The sequence below is a fragment of the Streptomyces sp. A0958 genome, assembly GCF_004795035.1.
In the GTDB taxonomy this organism is placed as follows: domain Bacteria; phylum Actinomycetota; class Actinomycetes; order Streptomycetales; family Streptomycetaceae; genus Streptomyces.
Genome location: NZ_SSBK01000004.1, coordinates 21,071 through 42,071, shown reverse-complemented (window position 1 = coordinate 42,071; position 21,001 = coordinate 21,071). Strand labels below are relative to the sequence as shown.

The following is a 21,001-nucleotide window of genomic DNA, read 5'->3' as shown; positions in this document are numbered from 1 at the left end:
ACTGGCGTTGAGCTGGAATGTGCGAGGCCCGGGACCGTGATGGTCCCGGGCCTCGTGTGAGATCGGCGTTACCTGCCACCGTGCGGTGACAAGTCCCCTCACTCACCTTCGTGCTGACATGTTCCCGCGGTGATGGCGGAATGCTGTTCTCAGGTCAGCGGCATGTTGTTCTCGGGTCAGGTGAAGGGCCAGGGGCTCTGGGAGAGCCAGGTGGCCGCACCCGCGCCGGAGACGCAGGCCGCTGCCCAGGCTGCCCAGTGGCGAGTGGAGAGTTCCTTGACCGCCTTTGCGGTCTCCGAGCCGAGCAGCACACCGAACACGATGGCGAGGAAGAGGTCCCCCCATCCCACGGTGGGTCGTCCGATGATGAGCCATCCTGCTGCGCAGGCAATCAGGCACGCAGCCATGTAGGCCCAGGGCGTGGTGGTGGATCTGGCTGTCGCGTATGTCCGCTTGCGGTGCAGCAGGATCACGATGATCTGCGCGACGGCGGTTGCTATGGCGATCACGGGTGTCCTGCCAATCAGAACTTGCAGGCCTTCTTGACGGCGGGGATTCCGAGCAAGGCGGCCACTGCCTTGCGGTGCGCCGAGGTCAGCTTGCGCCGCTTGGCGTAGGTCTGGATGAGCTTTGCGGCCTTCTTGACACCGATCTTCTTGATCAGCTTGACGGCTGTGATGACGCGCTTGGAGCTTCCTGCCGGGGTGAAGGTGAAGATGAACCCGGCAACAGCCGCAGAGCACTTGATGATCTTCTTGGTTGTCGACCACCACGAGGGGTCGATCACAATGGGGAAGGCGCTCTTGGCGTCGAAGTCGACGTGCTGCACCAGCTTGTTGCCGACAACCTTGTAGCTGGTCGGAACATCCTTGCCGTTGGCGTCCTTCGCCCAGGGGGCGTCGAAGAATCCAGCGGCGTCCGTGGTGGGGGCCTTGTCGGCGTCCACGTCGCCCGGTGCGTAGAGCGAGACCGATCCGTCGTCGTGGGTGACGGCCGACATGCCTGCGGGGATGGTGAAGCCGGTTTCGTAGTCGTGGGGGGCGCTGCTGTTCTTGAGGATGTTCAGGGTGCGGGAGGCGCCGTCGACGGTGGGCTGGACCACGGTGTCCACCGGGCCGGAGGACGTGTAGACGACGTTCCCGCCGACCGGCGTGCCCTTGGTGCCGGCCGCGGGAATGGTCAGCTTGTTGGGCATCAGTTCATTCTGAACGTTGATGGCGTTGTTCTGGCCGTCCCAGGGCACGGAGACGACGTTCTCCTCGGTCACCGCGATGGAGGCGTAGGTGGAGTCCGAGGACGTTGCCGCGGTGACGTCGGCAGCGTCGGAATAGGTGTTCGCGAGCCCCAGCGCATTCTCGGCGGCCGTCGGCTTCCACGATGTGTCCACGGTGAACCGCACTGGGTCCGACCAGCCGTTGGCGTAGTGGGTGCCGTCGTAGCTGGTGGTGCGGAAGCTGTAGGTCTTGCCGGAGGTCAGCTTGCCGGCGGGGACGGTCACCTGTGAGGTGCTGTTAGCAGGGACGGGGGCGGCGTTGAGCATGGCCACAACCTCACCCGTGGCCGTGTCAGTGATCTCATAGGTACCGGTGACCTCGTCCTCGCCGTTGGCGTCGACGGTCGAGTACCGCAGGATCGGCGTGGTGGTGTTCACCTTGAAGACGCCGCCGGTGGAGATGAACGGAGCACCGGCCTGCAGGTTGGCGCCGTTGAAGGGCCGGTAGTTGTAGGTCACCTCCAGCGTCGGGATCTGGTCCTGGTTGGTGGCGTTGGCCGAGTAGAACCGCTTCCAGGCGTAGGTGTCGGACTCGTCAGCGGCCTTGAGAGCGATGGAGCCCGTCTCCGCCTTGGCCGAGGCCCACGTCTGAGCCAGCTTGGTGATGTCCGCAGTGGCCCATCCGGCGTTGTTGCAGGTGGCTGACTTGGTGTCGGTGGAAGTGGCTATCTTCTCCGAGAGCTGTGGCTGCTTGGTCCAGCGAGTGTTCTTGTCCGCTGCTCCGGAGGCCCACACCTCCCAGCCCCGCTTCTCGCACGACCACGCGTGGTAGTTCCACAGCTTCAGGGACGCCTTCGAGACCAGGGCATCGGAAAAGTTCTCCGTGCGGAAGGTCAGGAACGACCGCGCGACGCGCTTGGTGGTTCCCTCGTAGTCGCCGGGCCAGCCGACCTTCAGATCGATGTTCGCGGACTGGTCCGTCGTGTCACCGCCCTGGACGAACGTATCGAAGAGGACATCGAGTGCGTCCGTCGCGGGGTCGATGGTGACGGGGTACTGGGTTGCCGTGTCGGCGAGCCACTGCGTGTCCGGCCGCAGGGCGAGCTGTGCCACGTTCCCGGACTGGGTGACCTCCATGGCCACCTTGCGCCGGTTGGTGTGTTCACCGGAGCGAGGATCGACCTGCGCGTCCCACATGGTCGGCGCGGGCATGACGGCGATGGTCTCGCCGGAACCGTCCACGAAGTCGATGCCGCCACCGGTGTCGGGTATCGCACTCATGCCGTCGGGCAGGACGATCGGAAGCGTTACCGGGGCGCCGTCCTGCGGGGCCTGCCGCAGTTTCAGGTACTGCTCGAAGCCGGTGCGGGTCGCCTCGACGATCAGGTCGCCGCCGGGAACGGCGTTCGCGTAGGTCGCGACGTTTCCGGACAGCTCGGGAGCGGGCAGTCCGCCCTTCCACTGCACCGCGATTCGCGAATCGCCGCTGCCCAACGAGACCAAATCGCGCGCCGACTCCTGCGGGGCCGCCGCCACGGCCCTCAGCGAGCGCGGCAGGGCACCCCCCTTGCCTGCGAGCCTGAGCCCTTCCGGGTGAGCCTTGGCGACCACGTCACCATCGGAGCCCCGCTGCAAGTCGACATCCACGTCCACCCAGCGACCGTCCTGGAGCATCCGGATGGGTCCAGCAGCCGTCTTGCGGGTCAGCGTCCCGTCCGGGTTGGCGTAGACGGTGTCCGTCTCCGTCCGCATCTGCAGGATCTCTACCTGCCGCTCCTGCACCTTCGCGGCCGTCATCGCCGCTTCGGCACTCTCCGCCTCCGTGATCGGATGAGCCTGCAGCGACTCCATCGACTCCGCGAGAGCCGAGAGAGCTGAGAGAGCTTGCTCGGTCCCGGCGCCGGCCGACTCGTCCACAGTCGGCTGCCCCGCTGCCACGGCGACGTTCGGCGTGGCCAGCAAGACCGCTCCCGCGGTCAGCATCGCGATACCGCTGGCACGCAATGTGTTCTTCATCGTGATTCTCTCCAAGGGTGCGCCAAGTCGCCTTCGGACGTGCCCCCCGGCAACGGCGCGCTTGATCGTTAGCGGCGAAATATAATCACGCATCACATGATCTTGGCGAGGTCTTAACCTAAAAAACACTCAAGGGTCATTGACGAAGAGAAAGAGAAGACGGCAACTACCCACATAACGGCGTCAGTTCCATCCCGGCTGGACAGATTTGCCGCAAACGAGTCCCGCTGGTCCACGCCACCGAACGGGGATCAGGCGCCGGCCCGAGCAGCTGCCCGGGTGGCCGGCGGTCACAGCGTCCTGCCGTGGCGGAGACATGCCTCGGCGCAGCGGACGCGGCCGGCCCGGTTCATCCGGTGGAACGCGGTGAAGGACAGGTCCGGGCGGGCGGACGGGATACGGAAGGAGCGCCGGAGATGTCGCCGGCTTCGGCTCCCGGTCACCGGCCACGTTGCCGACGCACACCACCGCCGGGGTGACCGCTCCGGTGATGCTGACCCTGTTCCGCCCGGTGCGGGGGTCCGCGCCGGGCGGTGAGTGGGGCGGGGCCGTGCTGCTGGTGTCGGAGCACGGGGGCGCGAAGCGGCGCGGGTTCTGGGCGTCGTGGCCGCAGACCGGTGCGCCGCCAAGGAGACCCGGCACCGGGACCTCGCCGGCGTCGAACCCGGGGCCGTGACGGGGACGCGGGCGGCTCGGGGCGTGGTCGCGGACACCGCCCGCAGCGTCTGATCAGCCAGGGAGCGAGGAGGCGGGCGGGCCGTATACGGCCCGCCCGCCTCCTCGCGTTCACTGCGGGACGGTGGACTCGAACCAGGTGGGTCCGTCGGTCAGCGCCTGCTTGATCCGGAGCAGCGAGAACTCGGCCAGCTCCGGCAGCGCGTCCACGTGGAACCAGCCGACGTCCAGCGACTCGTCGTCGTTGACCCGGGCCGTGCCGCCGATGGCACGGCAGCTGAAGGTGATGTCCAGGAACTGGCAGCGGTCCCCGTTCGCGTACTGCAGGGGCGGCAGCGCCTGGGTGAGGACGACCCGCTCCGCCACGCAGCGCACGGCGGTCTCCTCGTACACCTCGCGCTCCGCCGTCTGAGCGGGCTGCTCGCCCGGCTCGGAGATGCCGCCGATCACGGACCACTTGCCGGTGTCGGCACGCCGCCCCAGCAGCACTCTGCCCTCGTCGTCGAAGACGACGGCGGTGACGCCGGGCAGCAGGAGCAGCTGCTGCCCGGCGGTGGCACGGATCTCGCGGATGAAGTCAGGGATTGCCATATGCCGACCCTACGCGGCGTGCGAGCCCGCTCAGCGCACGCGCCGGGCACGCACCGTCCGCGCGCCCGCCCAGCCCAGTCCGCCGAGCGCGAGGAGCACCAGCACGCCCTCGGGCAGCGGGCCCATCCGGGTCGCGGGGGTCAGCGAGGAGCGCAGCGGCACCTCGTCCACCAGGGCGTCCGGGGTGAACGTCTTCGTCTTCTGCACGACCGTGCCGTCCGGGCGGATCACGGCGCTGACCCCGCTGGTGACGGGGACGACGACGGACCGGCTGTGCTCGACGGCGCGCACCCGGGACATCGCCAGCTGCTGGTAGGTCATCTCGCTGCGGCCGAAGGTGGCGTTGTTGCTGGGGACGGCGATCAGCTGGGCGCCGTGCTCGACGGTGTCGCGTACGGCGTCGTCGAACGCGGCCTCGTAGCAGGTGACGAGCCCGGTGTAGGTGCCCGCCAGGTCGAAGACGCCCACCTTCTTCCCCGGTCCGAAGTCGCGCTGCACCCGGTCGACGTCCGAGCTGAAGAGGCGTACGAAGGAACGCATCGGCATGTACTCGCCGAACGGCTGGATGTGCCGCTTGTCGTAGGTGTCGACCGGGCCCTTGTCCGGGTCCCACTGGATGAGGGTGTTGCGCAGGCCGCCCGTGTCGGGTTCGACGACCGTGCCGATCACGGTCGGCACCCCGATCGCCTTGACCGCGTCGTCGATGACGATCCGCGCGTCCGGGTTGCGGTAGGGGTCGAGGTCGGAGGAGTTCTCCGGCCACAGGACGAAGTCCGGCTGCGGGACCTTGCCGGCCTTCACGTCCCGGGCGAGCTGCTCCGTACGGTGGGCGTGGTTGTCCAGGACGGCGCGGCGCTGGGAGTTGAAGTCGAGGCCGAGCCGGGGCACGTTGCCCTGGATCGCGGCGACGGTGGCGGTACCGTCCTCGGCCGAGTCGTCCACCAGCGGCAGCGCCGCGAAGGCGGCGGCCAGCGGTACGAGGACGGTCGCCGCCGCCGCGACGACGGCGCCCCGGGGCAGTTCGCCGGTGGCCCGGTAGCGGGCGAAGCGGCGTACCGCCTCGAACAGGCCGAAGCCACACAGCACCACGGCGAAGGAGAGCAGCGGGGTGCCGCCGAGCGCGACCAGCGGCAGGAACACGCTGTCCGCCTGGCCGAAGGCGATCTTGCCCCAGGGGAAGCCGCCGAACGGCACCCGGGCGCGGACCGCCTCGTCCAGTGTCCAGACCGCGGCCGCCCACAGCGGTCCGCCGGGGAGCCGGGAGACGGCGCAGATGCCGAGGCAGCCGACCGCGATGAACAGCGCCTCGGCCGTGGCGAGGGCCAGCCACGGCACCGGGCCGACCTCCTCACCGGTCCAGTGCAGCAGCGGCAGCATGAAGCCGAGCCCGGCGAGCAGACCGAGCCCGAACGCGGCGCGCGCCCTGCGCTCGAACAGGACCCAGCCGAGCAGCGCGAAGCCGGGCAGAACCAGCCACCACAGGGGCCGGGGCGGGAAGCTCGCGTACAGCATCACGCCGGAGAGCACGGCGGCCCCGGGGCGTGCGAGGCGCGCCGGCAAGCGGCCTGTTCGGGGCGCGGGGGCGGGCTTCTGCGATTCGCCGGCCTGGGCGATGGTGGTGCTCACCCGGCGGAGTCTACGGTGACGGGCGGGCCACCGGGGAGCCCTGTCCCGGTGGCGGAATCATGACTACCGGATCGCATCTCCGCATCTTCCGCGCAGATGCCCGCCGTGGCCGTTAGCCTGTGCGCCAGTCCCCCGCCGACGGGCCGGTTCCGGCCCTCGCGTACGGGACGGTCACAGGCCGGGGGACGGACGTGATGACTGAATCAGCGGGGCGGGGGCCCGAGGGCGGCACGGCTTCCGATGCCGCCGGAGCCCTGATCCTCGCCGCCTGTGCGATCTGGTCACTGATCAGCGCGGCGGGGCGTGAGACCAGGCCCGAAGGGGTGCTGCTGGCCCTGCTCGCGGTCGCGGCGGGCTTCGCCTGCGGGCGTATCTGCGGCACGCTGCTGCCGGTGGCCACCGCGGCGGGCGCGGCGCTGGTCGCCGTGCTCATGGCCCTGGTCTGGCGGCACGGCATGCCGGGTGCGACGGCCACCGCGGACACCGCGCCCGGCCAGACCGGGGCCGCCGCCGCGCTGCTGGTCCTCGCCACCGGGGCCGCCTGCTGTGCGGCCGCCGCGTCCCGGCGTGGCCCGCTGCGCACAGCTTTGCGGCTGCTGGCCCTCGGGACGGCCGGGGCCGCGCTCGACCAGGGCTCGGTGGCCGGGTTCGCGGCGGCGCTCGGGGTACTGCTGTGCTCCCTGGCCGCCGCCCGGACGCGCCGCCGGCTGCTCGGCCTGACCGGTCTGGCGCTGGCCACCGGGCTGATCGTCGGCACCTCCTGGGCCGTGGCCGAGGCGACGCTGCCCGATGGACTCACCGTCTCCCTGGAGGGCCAGCTCACCCGCAACCGGGTCGACCTCTGGCAGGACGCCGCGCGGCTGACCGGGCAGCATCCCGTGCTCGGCGTCGGGCCCGGCCGCTTCGCCGAGCTGAGCCCGACCGCGCAGCAGAGCCTCGGTTCGGACGGAAAGCCGCACTCGGCCCCGTGGCAGCAGGCCGCCGAGCAGGGCGTGGTGGGGGTGGTGCTGCTGGGCGCCGCGTTCGGCTGGCTGCTGTACGTACTGTGGCGCTCGCCTCGTACCACGTCGGTGGCGCTGACGGCGGGTGCGGCGCTCACGGCACTGGCCGCGCTGGCGAGCGTGGGCAACGCGCTGAGCTTCACGCCGGTGACGGCGGGGGCGGGGCTGCTGGCCGGGCTGGCGTCGGCCAGGCGGCCGATCGGGGCGGGCGAGCCCTGCGGACCGGACGCGGTCCCGGGCCCGGAGGTCAGGCCCCGGCCGGCGCGCCCGTGGACGGCAGGTGCAGGCGGTCGCGGATGAACCGGACGCCCGCCTCGGCGTCGTCCACCGTGATGGTGAACGTGCGGCCGTCGCCGAGCCGCAGCACCAGCCCCTCGCCCCGGCGCACGACCACGGCCGTGCCCTTCTCGGGCCGCCAGCGGTAGCCCCAGCCGCCCCACTGGCGAGGGGTCACCTGAGGCGCGAAGTCGGCGGCCACCACATGGGTGAGCAGGATGCGGCGGCGCGGCAGCCCCATGTGGCCGCAGCGCACCTCCAGCGCGTCGCCGTCGATGCGGACGGCCACGTTCACGAAGGCGAGGGTGCCGAACAGCATGAGCAGGCCCGCGGCCACGCAGCCGATCACCGACATCAGCAGCGGGGCGATGCCGGAGGCCCAGGTGGAACTGACGGCGAGCTGGATGCCCAGGGCCAGGCAGGCGGCGCCGATGGCCGCGAGGACCCACTGCGTGCGGTTGGTGGCCCGGCCGACCCAGACCGCCGAGTGGGTTCCGGTTCCGGTGCGCTTCGGTTCTCCGGCGTGCTCCCTCATGCCGAGCAGCGTACTGAAGAAAGCGCGCGGGGGGACGGGTCCGAAGGCCCCGGCCGGGTCGCCGGAGGGTCAGCGCACGGAGTCGACGGCGGCCAGCCGGCGTCCTTCGGGGTAGGTCAGCGCGGCTTGCGGCAGCTCCGCGGCACGTCCGCTGAGGAGTACCGCGACGGAGGTGGAGGGTTCGGCCGACGGAGCGGGTTCGGCCCCGATCCGGCGCAGTGCCTGGGCGGCGACGGCCCCGGCGGACCCGTGCAGGGCGACCGGAGGGCGGCCCGGCCGGCGGACGGCGTCGCGGATGCGTTCGGCGACCAGCTCGTAGTGGGTGCAGCCCAGGACGACGGCCCGCACATCGGGCGGGGTGAGCGCGGCCGCGGCGGCGAGCGCCTTCTCGATCCCGGCCTCGTCGGCGTGCTCCACGGCGTCGGCGAGGCCCGGGCAGGGCACCTCGGTGACGGCGGCGGTCCCGGCGAAGTCACGGATCAGTCCGCGCTGGTACGGGCTGCCGGTGGTGGCCGGGGTTGCCCAGATCGCGACGGACCCGCCGGCCGCCGCGGCCGGCTTGATGGCGGGGACGGTGCCGATGACCGGCAGCCCTGGTTCCAGTTCGGCCCGCAGCGTCGCGAGCGCGTGCACGGAGGCGGTGTTGCAGGCGACGATCAGCGCGTCGGGCCGGTGGGCGGCGGCGGCTCGGGCCACCGCGAGGGCGCGGGCGGTCACGCCCTCGGGCGCGCGGCCCCAGGGCATGTGGTCGGGGTCGCAGGAGAGCACGAGATCGGCGTCCGGCCTCAGCCGGCGTACTGCGGCGGCGGCGGCGAGCAGGCCGATTCCGGAGTCCATGAGCGCGATCTTCACCCGGTCACCATAGTCGACCGCCCTTGCGGTCCCCGCTCAGTGGTGCAGACTTCGCCCAATGAGCGCCGTTGCCTGGATCGCCGTGGGTTCGCTTGTCGCATGGGTGTGGCTGCTGCTGGGCCAGGGGTTCTTCTGGCGCACCGACCAGCGGCTGCCGAGCCGTGCGGACCCGGAGCACTGGCCGTCGGTCGCCGTCGTCGTGCCCGCCCGCGACGAGGCGGCCGTGCTGCCGGTGAGCCTGCCGTCGCTGCTGGCGCAGGACTATCCGGGGAGCGCCGAGATCTTCCTGGTCGACGACTGCAGCAAGGACGGCACCGGGGACATCGCCCGCACGCTGTCCGTGCGGTGCGGCGGGCTTGCGGTGACGGTGGTCTCGCCCGGGGAGCCCGAGCCCGGCTGGACGGGCAAGCTCTGGGCCGTACGGCACGGGATCGCCCTGGCGCGCGCCCGGGACCCGGAGTACCTGCTGCTGACGGACGCGGACATCGCACACGAGCCGGACAGCCTGCGGGAGCTGGTGGCCGCCGCGGAGACGGGCGGCTTCGACCTGGTCTCGCAGATGGCGCGGCTTCGGGTGGCGAGCGTCTGGGAGCGGCTCGTGGTGCCGGCCTTCGTCTACTTCTTCTCGCAGCTCTATCCGTTCCGGTGGGTGAACCGGGCCGGAGGGCGGACGGCGGCCGCGGCGGGCGGCTGTGTGCTGCTGCGGACGGAAACGGCGGTGCGGGCCGGGGTGCCCGATGTGATCAGGCAGGCGGTGATCGACGACGTGTCGCTGGCCCGGGCGGTGCGGCGCTCGGGGGGCCGGATCTGGCTGGGGCTCGCGGAGCGGGTGGACAGTGTGCGGCCCTATCCGCGCCTGGCCGATCTGTGGCGGATGGTCTCGCGCAGCGCGTACGCCCAGCTCCGGCACAATCCGCTGGTGCTGCTCGGTACGGTGCTCGGGCTCGCGCTCGTCTATCTCGCGCCGCCCGTGACGCTGGTCGCCGGGGTGCTGGGCGCGGGTCCGGTGGCGGCGTGGGCCGGGGGCGTGGCGTGGGCCGTGATGGCCGGGACGTACATGCCGATGCTGGGGTACTACCGGCAGTCGCTGTGGCTCGCCCCGCTGCTGCCGTTCACGGCGCTGCTGTATCTCCTGATGACGGTCGATTCCGCGGTGCAGCACTACCGGGGGCGCGGTGCGGCCTGGAAGGGGCGTACGTACGCCCGTCCCGAGGCCGCACCGGATCAGTGACCCGCTGACGCCCCCGCGGGCTCACTTGCGGCCGGGGGTCCAGTTCATGCCCCAGCCGTAGGCCTGGTCGATGGTGCGCTGCGGGCTCACCCCGCGCTGCGGCACCAGGTAGCGGGCCTCGCGCTGCACGGTGAGGTCGCTCCCGGTGTTGGTGATGAGCGCGAGGGCGCAGACGGTGGACGGGACCGTGCACTCGTCCAGCGAGAAGTCGATCGGCGCGCCGTTCTGGGGCTGGAGCGTGACGGTCGCGTGCAGATCGGCGAAGCTCCGGGCCCCTTCGTAGATGGTGACGAAGATCAGGACCCTGCGGAGTCTGGCCTTCTGGTCGAGGTTGATCGTCAGGTTCTCGCCGGAGGCGACGGCACCGGTGCGGTCGTCGCCGTCGAGGTGGATGAACGGCGGCTGGTTGAGGGAGCCGAAGGCGTTTCCGAGGGCCTGCACGACTCCCTTGCGGCCGTCGGTCAGTTCGTAGAGCGCGCAGAGGTCGAGGTCGAGGTCCGAGTGGTTCGCGACGGCCCGGCCGAGCTTGCTGCCCCATCCCTTGAACTGCTTGTGCACCTCCCAGTTGAGGTTGACGCGCATCGCTCCCGAGGTCCCGCCCTGCTTGGCCAGCGAGACGGACGGCGCTTCCTTCGTGAGCGTCACCTTGGTGAGCCGGACGGGCTGCGGGGCGGGCGGCGCGGGCGGGATGGGCGGGGCCATCGGTGCGGCGAGCGTCGGCTGGGGCTGCTGGGCATACGGCGGAGGCGGCGGCGCGGCGGCGACCCGTGTGTCCGGGTGGGGCGGCTGCGGCTGCTGCGGTGCCTGGGGCGCTTGGGGCTGCTGGGGTTCGTCGACGGAGATCCCGAAGTCGGTGGCGAGCCCTTCGAGCCCGGAGTCGTAGCCCTGGCCGACCGCGCGGAACTTCCAGGCGCCCTGGCGCCGGTAGAGCTCGCCGAGGATGAAGGCCGTCTCCACGGTGGCGTCGGAGCTGTCGAAGCGAGCCAGTTCGGCACCGCTGGACGCGTCCATGAGCCGTACGTACAACCCGCTCACCCGGCCGAACGTGCCGCCGTCCGCCGACGCGACCAGCACCACCCGGTCGATGGCTGACTCCACCCGGGCCAGGTCGACGGCCAGGGTGTCGGTCGCCGCCCCGCCGTCGGTGCGCTTCCCCTCGTGGCGCACCGCGCCGGAGGCGTGGGCGGGCTGGTTGTAGAAGACGAAGTCCGCGTCGTCGCGCACCTTTCCCGAGCCGAGGAGAAGGAGCGCGGAGGCATCCACGTCCGGCGTCCCCGGGGCGGTCTGCCATCCCAGTTCGACGCGCACGGCCTGGGCCGCCACTGGGACATTGGTTCCCTTTTGCATGGTCATGCTCGCCCCCATCGCGAGTCCGCTGCCGAGACCTTTCCGGCTCAACCTAATGCCCGCGCGGTCCGGACCCAAAGAGGTGACCGGATGGAGTGGACGGGCCGGATCATCCGTGTCTGCCGGGGGCTTCGCGGGCGGCTTCGCCCCTGTGGCGTGGTGGCGGCTCGTTGCTCGCCGGCATCGCGATCGGCACCACCGGCGGCGAACACATCGGCATCATCCCGCCGCTGACGGCCCAGAGGTTCGGCAGCCGCGGACCGTCCGGCCTGAGGTGAACGGATCGAGCACCCGAAGAGGTGGGCATCCGAAGGGCGGGGCTCGGCGTCCAGGCGGCGGGGCTCACCGCGCTCACCGGCGGCGAGGCGCCCCTTGGCCCCGACCACTCCGTTCCCCACCACCACGGCCCTCGCCTCGTTCGCGAGCCGGCTGCCGGCTGCCGGCGGCGACGGCGACGGCGACGGCGACGATCTCCTCGTCAGCCATCCGCCGTGTGAGGGACCGCAGTCCGAAGGGCCCGGCTCGAACGGGCCGACAGGTGGATGAGGGGGCGGGCCGGTCGTGTCAGGGGCGGGCGTCGGACTCGCTGATGTCCTGGTGCAGGTGTTCCATGAGTTCGCCCACGTCGCGCAAGTCCGCGTCCGGGTTCTCGACATCCCGCACCGCGCCGCGCAACCAGTCGGCGGTCGCCAGGGCGAGGTTGGTGGCGTCGTCCTCGCGCCCCTCGCTGAGCAGGCCCTCGATCCCGGGGGCCAGCCCGGCCAGCGTCGCGTCCGTGGTCGCCGGCGTCAGGTGCTCACGCAGGCCGTCCGGGAACGGGTTCCGCGCCCTGGCCCGGCGCACCGCTCCCAGGACCTCGGCGTCGTCGCTGTACCGGTCCAGGTTGCCCATGAGTACGTAGATCCGGGCCACGCGCCTGGGCCGCCCCGGGTGGCGGTCGAGCCAGACCATCAGCTCCTTCTGACCGCCCAGGTGGTCGATGAGCGGGGTCAGCCTCTCCACGGACTTGTTGGGCAGGTCCCAGTGGTGCGGCAGCAGTTGGGCGACTTCGTCGGCGAGCCGTGCCTCGTCGTCCGGTGTGAGGGTGCCGGAAAGGAACCCGCCCACCAGCGGACTGTCCACCCCGAACCGGTCGGGCTCCGCCACGGATGTGTGCGGGGAGCCGTGTCGTCGGCGCAACAGTTCACCGGCGCTCCCGAGGAGCGGCTTGTCGTGCACGGAACCTCCTGGTGGACGCCTTGAGGGAGCGCTGCGGGCGAAGCGGACGGGCGCGCTGCGACGGTGGTGCCACCACTCTGCCGTCGGCTCGTCCGCCCCGCGCGCCCGGTGGCCCGAATGAGTGCGGCCCCCGGCGGCGGTACGCGGGGGGTTCCGCCGAGCGACACGCCCGGATCATGAGCCGGCGGGCACCACTGCGGAAAGGCCTCTCCCGAAGGGGGCTTTGCCGATGTTTCAGCAGCTCAGGCAGCAAGAACCACAGTAAATCCGATGACCGGGAAATTGGGACTCCCCAATTCGCACATCGTGGGCTTAACTTAGGAGGCATGACCTCCCCCCGCTCCACCTACGGCGGCGGATACTACGCCGCGCCGTCGTTCCCCGACACTCCGATCTACGACTCCCTGGTCGCGGAGCGGGGCACCCCTCAGATCGCACCGATCCGAGTGCCTGCCGCGTACGACACCGGCAACAGCTACCTGCCGGCGCTCCCCTCGGCCCTGCCGGCGCTGCCCGCGGCGCCGTCCCAGCCCCAGCAGTCGTACGGCTACCCGCAGCCGGCGGCTCAGCAGAGCTACACCCCGATGCAGCCCGCGCAACTGCAGCACGCGCCGGCGCCCTACATCCCGCAGCAGCCGGCCGGCGGCCGCGGGATGTACCAGGCGCCCCCGCCGCAGCAGCAGCGTCCGGCGCCGAGCACGGGCTACGAGTCGATGCGTCCGGCGGCGCCGCGGCCCGCCCCCGCGCAGTCGCCGTACGAGGACCCGTACGGCCGCCCCTACCAGGGCGGCCGGGGCTACTAGCCGCTCAGGGGCCCGGGGCACGGTCGTCGCGTCAACGACCGCGAAGGGCCCCGGTGTCCGCCGTCCCCTGCCGGACGGCGGCATCGCCCTGTTCGCGCCGGGAAGAGCGACGCCGACCGTGGAGGTCCCGAAACCGGGGGAGACGGACGGCGCGCTGCTGCGCGGCGAGCGGGCACCCGCCCGAGCACCCGCGCCGGACGGGTGGTCGAGCGCGCCTTCGGCCGGAATCCGCTCCCCGACGCACGGGCCGTCATCCGGGGCGGCGGCCCGGTCCGCATACGGTCTCCCAGGCATCCCTCCTCGGCGACGGACTCGTCCACGTATTCTCGGCCGAGTACGTCCTCAGGGCCGGGAACCCACGGCGGTGGGCGACGCGTTGGTCGGGGTGAGGCCGCCGGCTCCTCGCGGCCTCGGCACGTGACGGGCACCGTACCGGGCAGGACGGTCACGGAAGGGGGTGCAGAACCGTGCGAGCGATGGCCGGAGTCCTGCGCTGGCGGCGCAATCCTCTGTGCCGTGCCACGGACCGGCGCGAGGCGTGGCTGGCGCTGACCGCGTTCCTCCTGCTGGTGCTGGCGGCGCCGGCGCTCGGCTGGTTCTGCGGATCGCGCACCGACGGCGCGCTGCAGGCGTCGGTGCGCGCCCAGCGGGCGGAGCGTCATCTCACCACCGCCGTCGTGGTGCGCCGGGTGGCCGCCCCCCGCTCCGCAACCGACCCCGAGGTATCCACCGGCGGCATCACGCAGACCGCCGTGCTCGCCCGGTGGCACGCACCGGACGGGGCCGCGCGCAGCGCCGTGGTGTCGACCGGATCGCGCGACGCGAAGCCGGGGGCGAAGGTCCGGGTCTGGACCGACCTGGACGGCGGTCCCGCGCTGCGGCCGATGGACGCGCCGACGGCGCACACCCATGCCGCACTGGCCGGGTTCGGCGCCGCGATGCTGGCCGCCCTGCTGATCGAGTGCGGCCGGCGCCTGATCGTCCGGCGCATGACGCGGCGGCGGTACGAACAGCTCGACCGGGCCTGGGCCGAGGCCGGTTCGGACTGGGGCAGGACGGGCACCGGGAGCTAGGTCCTGTCGTCAGATTCCCGTCTTGCCGCGCGACGCCATGCACGCACTCTCGCCGGGGCGGCTGCCGGGACCTGCGGATCGGGTCAACTCCCGACCTCCGCGCGCGCTACGGTGGACCGGCCCGCCCGTCGCTCTCCGGCAGGCGGACCCCGGATGGTCGCTGCCGCGAAGCCGGTGACCCGGGCATCACACACGCACGAGGCGGGGGCACGACAGCGCCATGGCACAGGGCACAGTCCAGGTGACGCACACCGGCACATCGCGGTGGCGGCGCCGCACGGGCGAATACGCCTCCCTCACCGCTGCGCTGGAAGCGGCGGCGGACGGTGATGTGCTCACCGTCGCCCCCGGAACGTACCGGGAGAATCTGGTCATCGCCCGCGCCGTGACGCTGCGCGGGCCGGAGGGCTCCCTCGGTTCCGTGCGCATCGCCCCCGTCGACGGGGTGCCGCTGACGCTACGCGCCTCGGCCGTCGTCCAGGACCTCCACGTGGAGGGGCAGGACTCGGCGGCCCCCGCGCTGCTGATCGAGGAGGGCGCCCCGGAGATAGCGGACGTGCGGATCGTGACCCGCTCGGCCGCCGGCATCGAGGTGCGGGGCGCTGCCCGGCCCTCCGTGCGCCGGTGCACGGTCGACAATCCGGCGGGCGTAGGCATCGCCGTACTCGACGGCGCCGGCGGGGTGTTCGAGGAGTGCGAGATCGTATCGGCCGGTCAGTCCGGGGTCGCCGTGCGCGACGGCGGGCACCCCCGGCTGGAGCGCTGCCGGGTCCACCACGCCTCGGGCGCGGGTCTGTCCGTCACCGGCGAGGGCAGCGGCCTGGAGGCGGTGGGCTGCGAGATGTACGAGATCAAGGGCAGCGGGATACAGGTGACCGCCCGCGCCGCAGCCCACCTCACCGACTGCACGGTGCACCGCACCTCGGCGGACGGCGTCACCCTGGACACCGACGCGGTGCTCACGCTCGCCGACTGCGACATCCACGACATCCCGGAGAACGCGGTGGACCTGCGTTCGCGGGCGGTGCTCACGCTGACCCGCTCGACGGTGCGCCGCTTCGGCCGCAACGGGCTATCCGTCTGGGACCCCGGCACCCGGGTCGACGCCAACCAGTGCGAGATCCACGACAGTACGGGCGACTACCCGGCCGTCTGGGTCAGCGACGGGGCGACGGTGATACTGGATTCCTGCCGGGTCCACGACGTGCCGGACGCCCTGTTCGTCCTCGACCGGGGCTCGCGCGCCGACGTCGTGGACAGCGATCTCTCCCAGGTCCGCAACACGGCGGTGTCGGTCAGCGACGGGGCGACCGCCCAGCTCGACGACTGCCGCATCCGCGAGGCGTCGACCGGCGCCTGGTTCCGCGACCACGGAAGCGGCGGCACGCTGAACAACTGCACCATCGACGCCGCGCAGACCGGCGTGATCGTCACCAAGGGCGCCGATCCGGTGATCGAGCGCTGCACGGTGACCTCGCCCGCGGAGGCCGGCTTCTATGTGTCGGCGGAGGGCCGGGGGACGTTCCACGGCTGCCGCGTCACGGGCAGCGAGGGGTACGGCTTCCATGTGATGGAGGGCTGCCGCACGACGCTGACCCGGTGCCGCACCGAGCGCTGCGCCCGCGGCGGGTACGAGTTCCCCGAGGGCGCGGGGCCGGGGGACGGTACGGGAGGCGGGCCGGTCGTGGAGGACTGCACGAGCGACGAGAGCGGTCTGCGGACCGCCACTCCCCCGCCGGCCGCCGTCCTGACGGCGACGCAGTCGGCCCCCGGGCTGCTCGGGTCGGTCCCCGCGCCGCGCCCCGTGGAACCGCCGGCGGTGGCGGCGCCGGCCGAGCCCGCGCGCACCTCCGGGGAGGTGCTGGGCGAACTGGACGCGCTGGTCGGGCTCGACAGCGTCAAGCGCGAGGTGCGTGCCCTCACTGACATGATCGAGGTGGGGCGCAGGCGCCAGCAGGCGGGCCTCAAGGCGGCCTCGGTCCGCCGCCATCTCGTCTTCACCGGCTCCCCCGGCACCGGCAAGACCACGGTGGCCCGGCTGTACGGCGAGATCCTGGCCGCGCTCGGGGTGCTGGAGCGTGGGCATCTGGTCGAGGTCTCCCGGGTCGACCTGGTCGGTGAGCACATCGGTTCGACCGCCATCCGCACCCAGGAGGCGTTCGACCGGGCGCGCGGCGGGGTGCTGTTCGTCGACGAGGCGTACGCGCTGTCCCCCGAGGACTCCGGCCGGGACTTCGGCCGGGAGGCGATCGACACGCTGGTGAAGCTGATGGAGGACCACCGGGACGCGGTGGTCGTCATCGTCGCCGGGTACACCCACGAGATGGAGCGGTTCCTCACCGTCAACCCGGGGGTCGCCTCCCGCTTCTCGCGGACCATCACGTTCAGCGACTACGCGCCGGCCGAGCTGCTGCGGATCGTGGAGCAGCAGACCCGCGAGCAGGAGTACAGCCTGGCGTCCGGTACCGGTGAGGCGCTGCTGAAGTACTTCACGGAGCTGCCGAAGGGGCCGGCGTTCGGCAATGGGCGCACCGCCCGCCAGACCTTCGAGTCGATGGTCGAACGGCACGCCGGCCGGGTCGCCCAGCTCGCCGATCCGAGCACGGACGATCTCACTCTGCTGTATCCGGAGGACCTGCCGGAGCTGCCCTGACGTCCTCGCGCGGCGGGTCCGCCTGGTGGGGCAGGACGGGGTGGAGCCGTTCCAGGAGCGCGGTGCGTTCCTCGGCGAAGACGGGGTCGGCCTGGTAGTCGGAGTGGCCGAGCACCGGCTCGGGCAGCGGGTGTTCGGGCGTCCGGCCGTAGACCAGCGGGTCCTTGAGCGGGCCGCGGTCCACCTCGGGGCCGGATTCACGACCGAGCCTGATCTCGCCGCCGATCGGGTCGGTGGCCCGCCACAGGTTGCGCCAGCAGTGCACCGAGCGGTGCAGCCCGTGGAGCTGCCCCGGCCCGAAGTAGGCGGGGAACCATCTCCCGTAGAGGCGCTCGATCGGTGATCCGTAGGTGAGCAGGGCGACTTGGGCGCGGGTCCGGGCGGGGAGCTGCCAGACCGCGGATGCCGCCAGGACGCTGCCCTGGGAGTGGCCGGAGATGACGAGTCGGCCGCGGGTGCGGGCGGTCCAGCCGGACATGCGGGAGGCCAGGTCGGGAACGGCGCGTTCCGCGTAGCAGGGCGGGGCGAAGGGGTGGGCGGCGCGCGGCCAGAACGTGCCGACGTCCCACAGGATGCCGATCGTGCGCCGGGCGGAGGGGTCGCGGTAGGCGCGCCGGCCACAGGCGACGAAGACGAGGAAGCCGAAGCCGACGAGCCAGGAGCCGGTGGACTGGGCCGCGTCGGCCACCGATTCCAGGAACGGGCCGCTGCCGTCCAGGGCGAGTCCCGGCACCTCTCCGGTGGCCCAGGCCCCGCCCACGGCCGCCGCGCCCAGCAGCAGGGTGGCGCCGGAGACCAGGCCCACCATGCCGGGCGCCGAGTCGGTGAGCGCGGCCGTGGCCCGGATGCGGGCGATCCGTTCGGTCCGCGACGGATCGGGGCACGTCTCCCCGTACTCCGCGTCGATCACCGGTCCCAGCCGGCGGGCGGTCAGCCAGGTCCGTACGCCGAGCGCGATGCCCGGCACCAGGAGCAGCGCGAGGAGGACGGGGATGACGGAGGCCTGCCAGCTGAGCAGGACCGGTGGCCCCTCTATGAGGGCGCTGCGCCCCATGCCCGGGCTGCCGGGTCCGTCGAGCCAGTCGGCGACGCGCTGGGCCACTCCGCCGGTCATCACTCCGCCGAGCGCGCACGCGAGCATCGCGACGGCCGGTCCGCCGAGGCCGCGCATCACGGTGCGCGGCTCGGGGCAGCGCCGGTACAGGTCGAGGGAGACCGCGGCGAGGACGACGACCAGCGTGCCCTGGGCGAGGGTGACCGCCTGGAACGTGACGTCGCGGGGGAGCGGGCCCGAGGAGGTCCAGCCGGGGCGCGACCAGGCGGCGTGCACGGCGGCGAGGACGAGGAGGGTGAGCGCGGTGCCGGGAAGGCAGGTGATGACGGCCCGGTCGAGCTGGTTGTCGAGGCGCCGTTCGCTGCGTCCCCGCCGGCAGACCACCCAGAGCACGACGATCGCGCCGAGGACGAGCGCCGCCTCGATCAGCCGGCCGAACACCGCGGGGACGGGTCCGGTGACGGCGCGGTCGTGGCGGGCGGCGGCGCCGGTGACGCAGGCGGTGACGGTCAGGAAGCCGGCGGCGGTGTGGGCGGCGCGCAGCCGTGCGACGAGCCGGCGTCCGTACCAGAATCCCGGCCGTCCCAGCGCGGGGCGCGCGGGTTCCGGGGGCGGTGCCTCGTCGTCGGGGTCCGGCCCGGACAGCGGCCGCTGGGACTCGTAGGCGCTCCAGGTCCGGTTGGACAGGAACCAGAGCAGCCCGACCAGCGCGGTCGGCACCAGCGCGGCCAAGGCGAGGCGGCGGCCGGGCTGGGACCACCAGCCTCCTTGCGCGGCGGAGAGGAACCCCAGCCACGAGCGCTGGTCGGAGCAGTCGGGCACGCCGGCGCACTGCCAGGCGGTGAGGTCGAGGGCGACTTCGCAGGCGGCGGCGGTCAGCAGCACGGTGAGGCTGAGCGCGATGAGCCGTACGAGGACGCCGTACAGCCGGATCGCGCGGGGGCGGCGCCGGGCGGTGGGGCGCATCCAGTGGGCGAGGTTGATCACCATGAAGGGGAGCAGCAGCAGCCACAGCGCGCGGGAGCCGTTGCCGGAGGTGAGGTTGGACCAGCAGTAGGCCTCGGCGATGGGCTCCTCGCGGTAGCGTTCGGGGTGCTGTTCGGCGTCGACGTCGGCGGAGCGCCGGTAGATGGCCGCGGTGGTGTCCCCGGTGACCCTCACCGTGCGCGGGTCGACGAGCATTTCCTGGGGGGTGGTGCCGCCGACCCCGTGGACCAGTAATTCCAGCGCGGGCCCGGTGGTACGCGGGGATGCAGTGGGAGGTGGCACGGGCGACTCGCTCTCGCAGGGGAAAGGCGGCTGATGCCCGGTCACCGCGATCGCGGCCGGGCACGGGTGGCCGCGGGTCCTTCCCAGCGAATCTCCCCCGTGCGACGGCCCGCGACACCGCGTGGCAGGATGACTCCGTCGATACGGACTCCTGTACGGCCAGAGGGAAGGGCGAGGCCCGGCTTGAGCGAGAATCAGAATCTGCTCGCGGAGCAGCGGCGTGCGCTGATCCTCGACGAGGTGCGCCGGCGCGGCGGGGTGCGGGTCAACGAGCTGACGCGGAGGCTGAACGTCTCCGACATGACCGTGCGCCGGGATCTGGACGCCCTGGCCCGGCAGGGTGTGATCGAGAAGGTGCACGGCGGTGCCGTGCCGGTGGTCGAGGCGAGCACGCACGAGCCCGGTTTCGAGGCGAAGTCGACGCTGGAGCTGACCGCCAAGGAGGACATCGCGCGGGCGGCGGCCGCGATGGCCGTGCCCGGCAGTGCGATCGCCCTGTCCGGCGGCACCACGACGTATGCGCTGGCCCAGCATCTGCTGGACGTGCCGGACCTGACGGTGGTGACGAATTCGGTGCGGGTCGCCGATGTGTTCCATGCGGCGCAGCGGCCGGGTGCGCCGGCCGGCCGGCCGGGGGCGGCGACGGTCGTGCTCACCGGTGGGGTGCGTACGCCGTCCGACTCGCTGGTCGGACCGGTCGCGGACCGGGCGATCGCCTCGCTCCACTTCGATGTGCTCTTCCTCGGTGTCCACGGGATCTCGGTGGAGGCGGGGCTGTCCACGCCGAACCTCGCGGAGGCGGAGACGAACCGCCGGTTCGTGCAGTCGGCGCGGCGGGTGGTGGTGGTCGCCGACCACACGAAGTGGGGGACGGTGGGGCTGAGCTCCTTCGCCGCGCTGGACCAGGTGAGCACGCTCGTCACGGACGCGGGCCTGTCCGCGGGCGCCCGCGAGGAGATCGAGGAGCATCTGCCCGGTCTGCTGGTCGCGGGCCGGGGCGGGGGCGAGGAGCCCGCCGAGGGCTGAGGCCCTGGTTCCGCTCCGCTCGCGACGGACCGGTCACGGCCTAGGATCGTGGTGTGGCAGTCTTCCGGATCGAGCGTTTCACCCCGTTGCCCGCAACCGAGTCCTGGCGCCGGGTGACGGACTGGGAACGGCATGCCGCGCAGGTGCCGCTGACGACGATCATGGTGCCGACGGGGCTGCCGACCCGGGTCGGGACGGTGTTCGTGGCGCGCACCGGAGTGGGGCCGCTGGCGTTCGACGATCCGATGGAAGTGGTCCGCTGGTCGCCGCCGGCCGGGGGCCGGGCGGGCTTGTGCCGGCTGGAGAAGCGCGGCCGGGTGGTGCTGGGCCGGGCGTCGATCGATGTGTATCCGAACCGGGCCGGCTCCCATGTGGTGTGGGTGGAGGAGCTGAGCGTGCGGCTGCTGCCGCGCTGGGCCGACCCGGTGATCGCCGGTGCGGGCCGCCGGGTCTTCGGCCGGGTGCTCGACTCCGTACTGGACCGGCCGGGCCGGCGGTACGGCTGAGGCGACGGCCGGTGTTCCTCCGGTACGGGTACGGAC

At 72.5% G+C, this 21,001-nt stretch carries 16 protein-coding genes and 2 pseudogenes; 9 read left to right on the top strand and 9 right to left on the bottom strand.

Features of this window, described 5'->3' with window-relative positions; genetic code table 11:
- Positions 1-176 precede the first annotated feature (176 nt).
- Positions 177-509, bottom strand: coding sequence for a hypothetical protein (locus E6P78_RS05500; protein WP_136202360.1), 333 nt, complete (start codon positions 507-509; stop codon positions 177-179).
- 14 nt (positions 510-523) lie between these two features.
- Positions 524-3,229: a DNRLRE domain-containing protein gene (locus tag E6P78_RS05495; protein ID WP_136202359.1), complete on the bottom strand. Its 2,706-nt coding sequence runs from the start codon at positions 3,227-3,229 to the stop codon at positions 524-526.
- 451 nt (positions 3,230-3,680) lie between these two features.
- On the opposite strand from E6P78_RS05495, the pseudogene E6P78_RS33255 reads away from it, so the two are divergent.
- A pseudogene (locus E6P78_RS33255) lies at positions 3,681-3,854 on the top strand (MFS transporter); the annotation flags it as partial.
- Positions 3,833-3,958 carry a hypothetical protein gene (locus E6P78_RS33820; protein ID WP_276607209.1) on the top strand — a complete coding sequence of 42 codons (126 nt, stop codon included), beginning with the start codon at positions 3,833-3,835 and terminating at the stop codon, positions 3,956-3,958. The pseudogene E6P78_RS33255 and the gene E6P78_RS33820, both read left to right, overlap by 22 nt.
- A gap of 57 nt (positions 3,959-4,015) precedes the next feature.
- Here E6P78_RS33820 and E6P78_RS05485 read toward each other — a convergent pair whose 3' ends face one another.
- Together E6P78_RS05485 and lnt are read right to left on the bottom strand one after the other, a co-directional pair.
- A complete protein-coding gene (locus E6P78_RS05485; RefSeq protein ID WP_136202358.1) occupies positions 4,016-4,495 on the bottom strand; it encodes an NUDIX domain-containing protein in 480 nt (159 codons plus the stop codon).
- Between the two features lie 30 nt (positions 4,496-4,525).
- Positions 4,526-6,121: an apolipoprotein N-acyltransferase gene (lnt, locus tag E6P78_RS05480; RefSeq protein ID WP_136202357.1), complete on the bottom strand. Its 1,596-nt coding sequence runs from the start codon at positions 6,119-6,121 to the stop codon at positions 4,526-4,528.
- A 194-nt stretch (positions 6,122-6,315) separates the two neighbouring features.
- Here lnt and E6P78_RS05475 point away from each other — a divergent pair, with 194 nt between their 5' ends.
- The gene (locus E6P78_RS05475) at positions 6,316-7,422 is read left to right on the top strand and encodes an O-antigen ligase family protein (RefSeq protein WP_136202356.1); all 1,107 of its coding nucleotides are present in this window, start codon (positions 6,316-6,318) and stop codon (positions 7,420-7,422) included.
- On the opposite strand, the gene E6P78_RS05470 is transcribed toward E6P78_RS05475, so the two are convergent.
- Both E6P78_RS05470 and E6P78_RS05465 read right to left on the bottom strand, forming a co-directional pair.
- Positions 7,370-7,933: a hypothetical protein gene (locus tag E6P78_RS05470; RefSeq protein ID WP_136202355.1), complete on the bottom strand. Its 564-nt coding sequence runs from the start codon at positions 7,931-7,933 to the stop codon at positions 7,370-7,372. The two genes, E6P78_RS05475 and E6P78_RS05470, sit on opposite strands and share 53 nt — an antisense overlap.
- Before the next feature lie 69 nt (positions 7,934-8,002).
- On the bottom strand, positions 8,003-8,785 hold the full coding sequence (locus E6P78_RS05465) for an aspartate/glutamate racemase family protein (protein WP_136202354.1): 783 nt from the start codon (positions 8,783-8,785) through the stop codon (positions 8,003-8,005).
- A gap of 58 nt (positions 8,786-8,843) precedes the next feature.
- Here E6P78_RS05465 and E6P78_RS05460 point away from each other — a divergent pair, with 58 nt between their 5' ends.
- Positions 8,844-10,016, top strand: coding sequence for a glycosyltransferase (locus E6P78_RS05460; protein WP_136202353.1), 1,173 nt, complete (start codon positions 8,844-8,846; stop codon positions 10,014-10,016).
- A gap of 21 nt (positions 10,017-10,037) precedes the next feature.
- On the opposite strand, the gene E6P78_RS05455 is transcribed toward E6P78_RS05460, so the two are convergent.
- Entirely contained in the window at positions 10,038-11,381 is a 1,344-nt protein-coding gene (locus tag E6P78_RS05455) for a TerD family protein (protein WP_136202352.1), read from the bottom strand.
- A gap of 546 nt (positions 11,382-11,927) precedes the next feature.
- The gene (locus E6P78_RS05450) at positions 11,928-12,581 is read right to left on the bottom strand and encodes a hypothetical protein (protein ID WP_136202351.1); all 654 of its coding nucleotides are present in this window, start codon (positions 12,579-12,581) and stop codon (positions 11,928-11,930) included.
- A gap of 326 nt (positions 12,582-12,907) precedes the next feature.
- Between E6P78_RS05450 and E6P78_RS05445 the strand changes: the two genes are divergently transcribed.
- The 3 genes from E6P78_RS05445 (at position 12,908) to E6P78_RS05435 (ending at position 17,110) form a co-directional block, all read left to right on the top strand.
- Positions 12,908-13,384, top strand: coding sequence for a DUF6643 family protein (locus E6P78_RS05445; RefSeq protein ID WP_136202350.1), 477 nt, complete (start codon positions 12,908-12,910; stop codon positions 13,382-13,384).
- A 476-nt stretch (positions 13,385-13,860) separates the two neighbouring features.
- Positions 13,861-14,457, top strand: coding sequence for a hypothetical protein (locus E6P78_RS05440; RefSeq protein WP_136202349.1), 597 nt, complete (start codon positions 13,861-13,863; stop codon positions 14,455-14,457).
- A 220-nt stretch (positions 14,458-14,677) separates the two neighbouring features.
- A complete protein-coding gene (locus E6P78_RS05435; protein WP_136202348.1) occupies positions 14,678-17,110 on the top strand; it encodes a right-handed parallel beta-helix repeat-containing protein in 2,433 nt (810 codons plus the stop codon).
- Here E6P78_RS05435 and E6P78_RS05430 read toward each other — a convergent pair.
- Positions 17,083-19,433, bottom strand: a pseudogene (locus E6P78_RS05430) (hypothetical protein); the annotation flags it as partial. The gene E6P78_RS05435 and the pseudogene E6P78_RS05430 sit on opposite strands and share 28 nt — an antisense overlap.
- A gap of 183 nt (positions 19,434-19,616) precedes the next feature.
- Here E6P78_RS05430 and E6P78_RS05425 point away from each other — a divergent pair.
- The gene (locus E6P78_RS05425) at positions 19,617-20,459 is read left to right on the top strand and encodes a DeoR/GlpR family DNA-binding transcription regulator (protein ID WP_136202346.1); all 843 of its coding nucleotides are present in this window, start codon (positions 19,617-19,619) and stop codon (positions 20,457-20,459) included.
- Between the two features lie 53 nt (positions 20,460-20,512).
- The gene (locus tag E6P78_RS05420) at positions 20,513-20,965 is read left to right on the top strand and encodes an SRPBCC family protein (RefSeq protein ID WP_136202345.1); all 453 of its coding nucleotides are present in this window, start codon (positions 20,513-20,515) and stop codon (positions 20,963-20,965) included.
- Positions 20,966-21,001 lie beyond the last annotated feature (36 nt).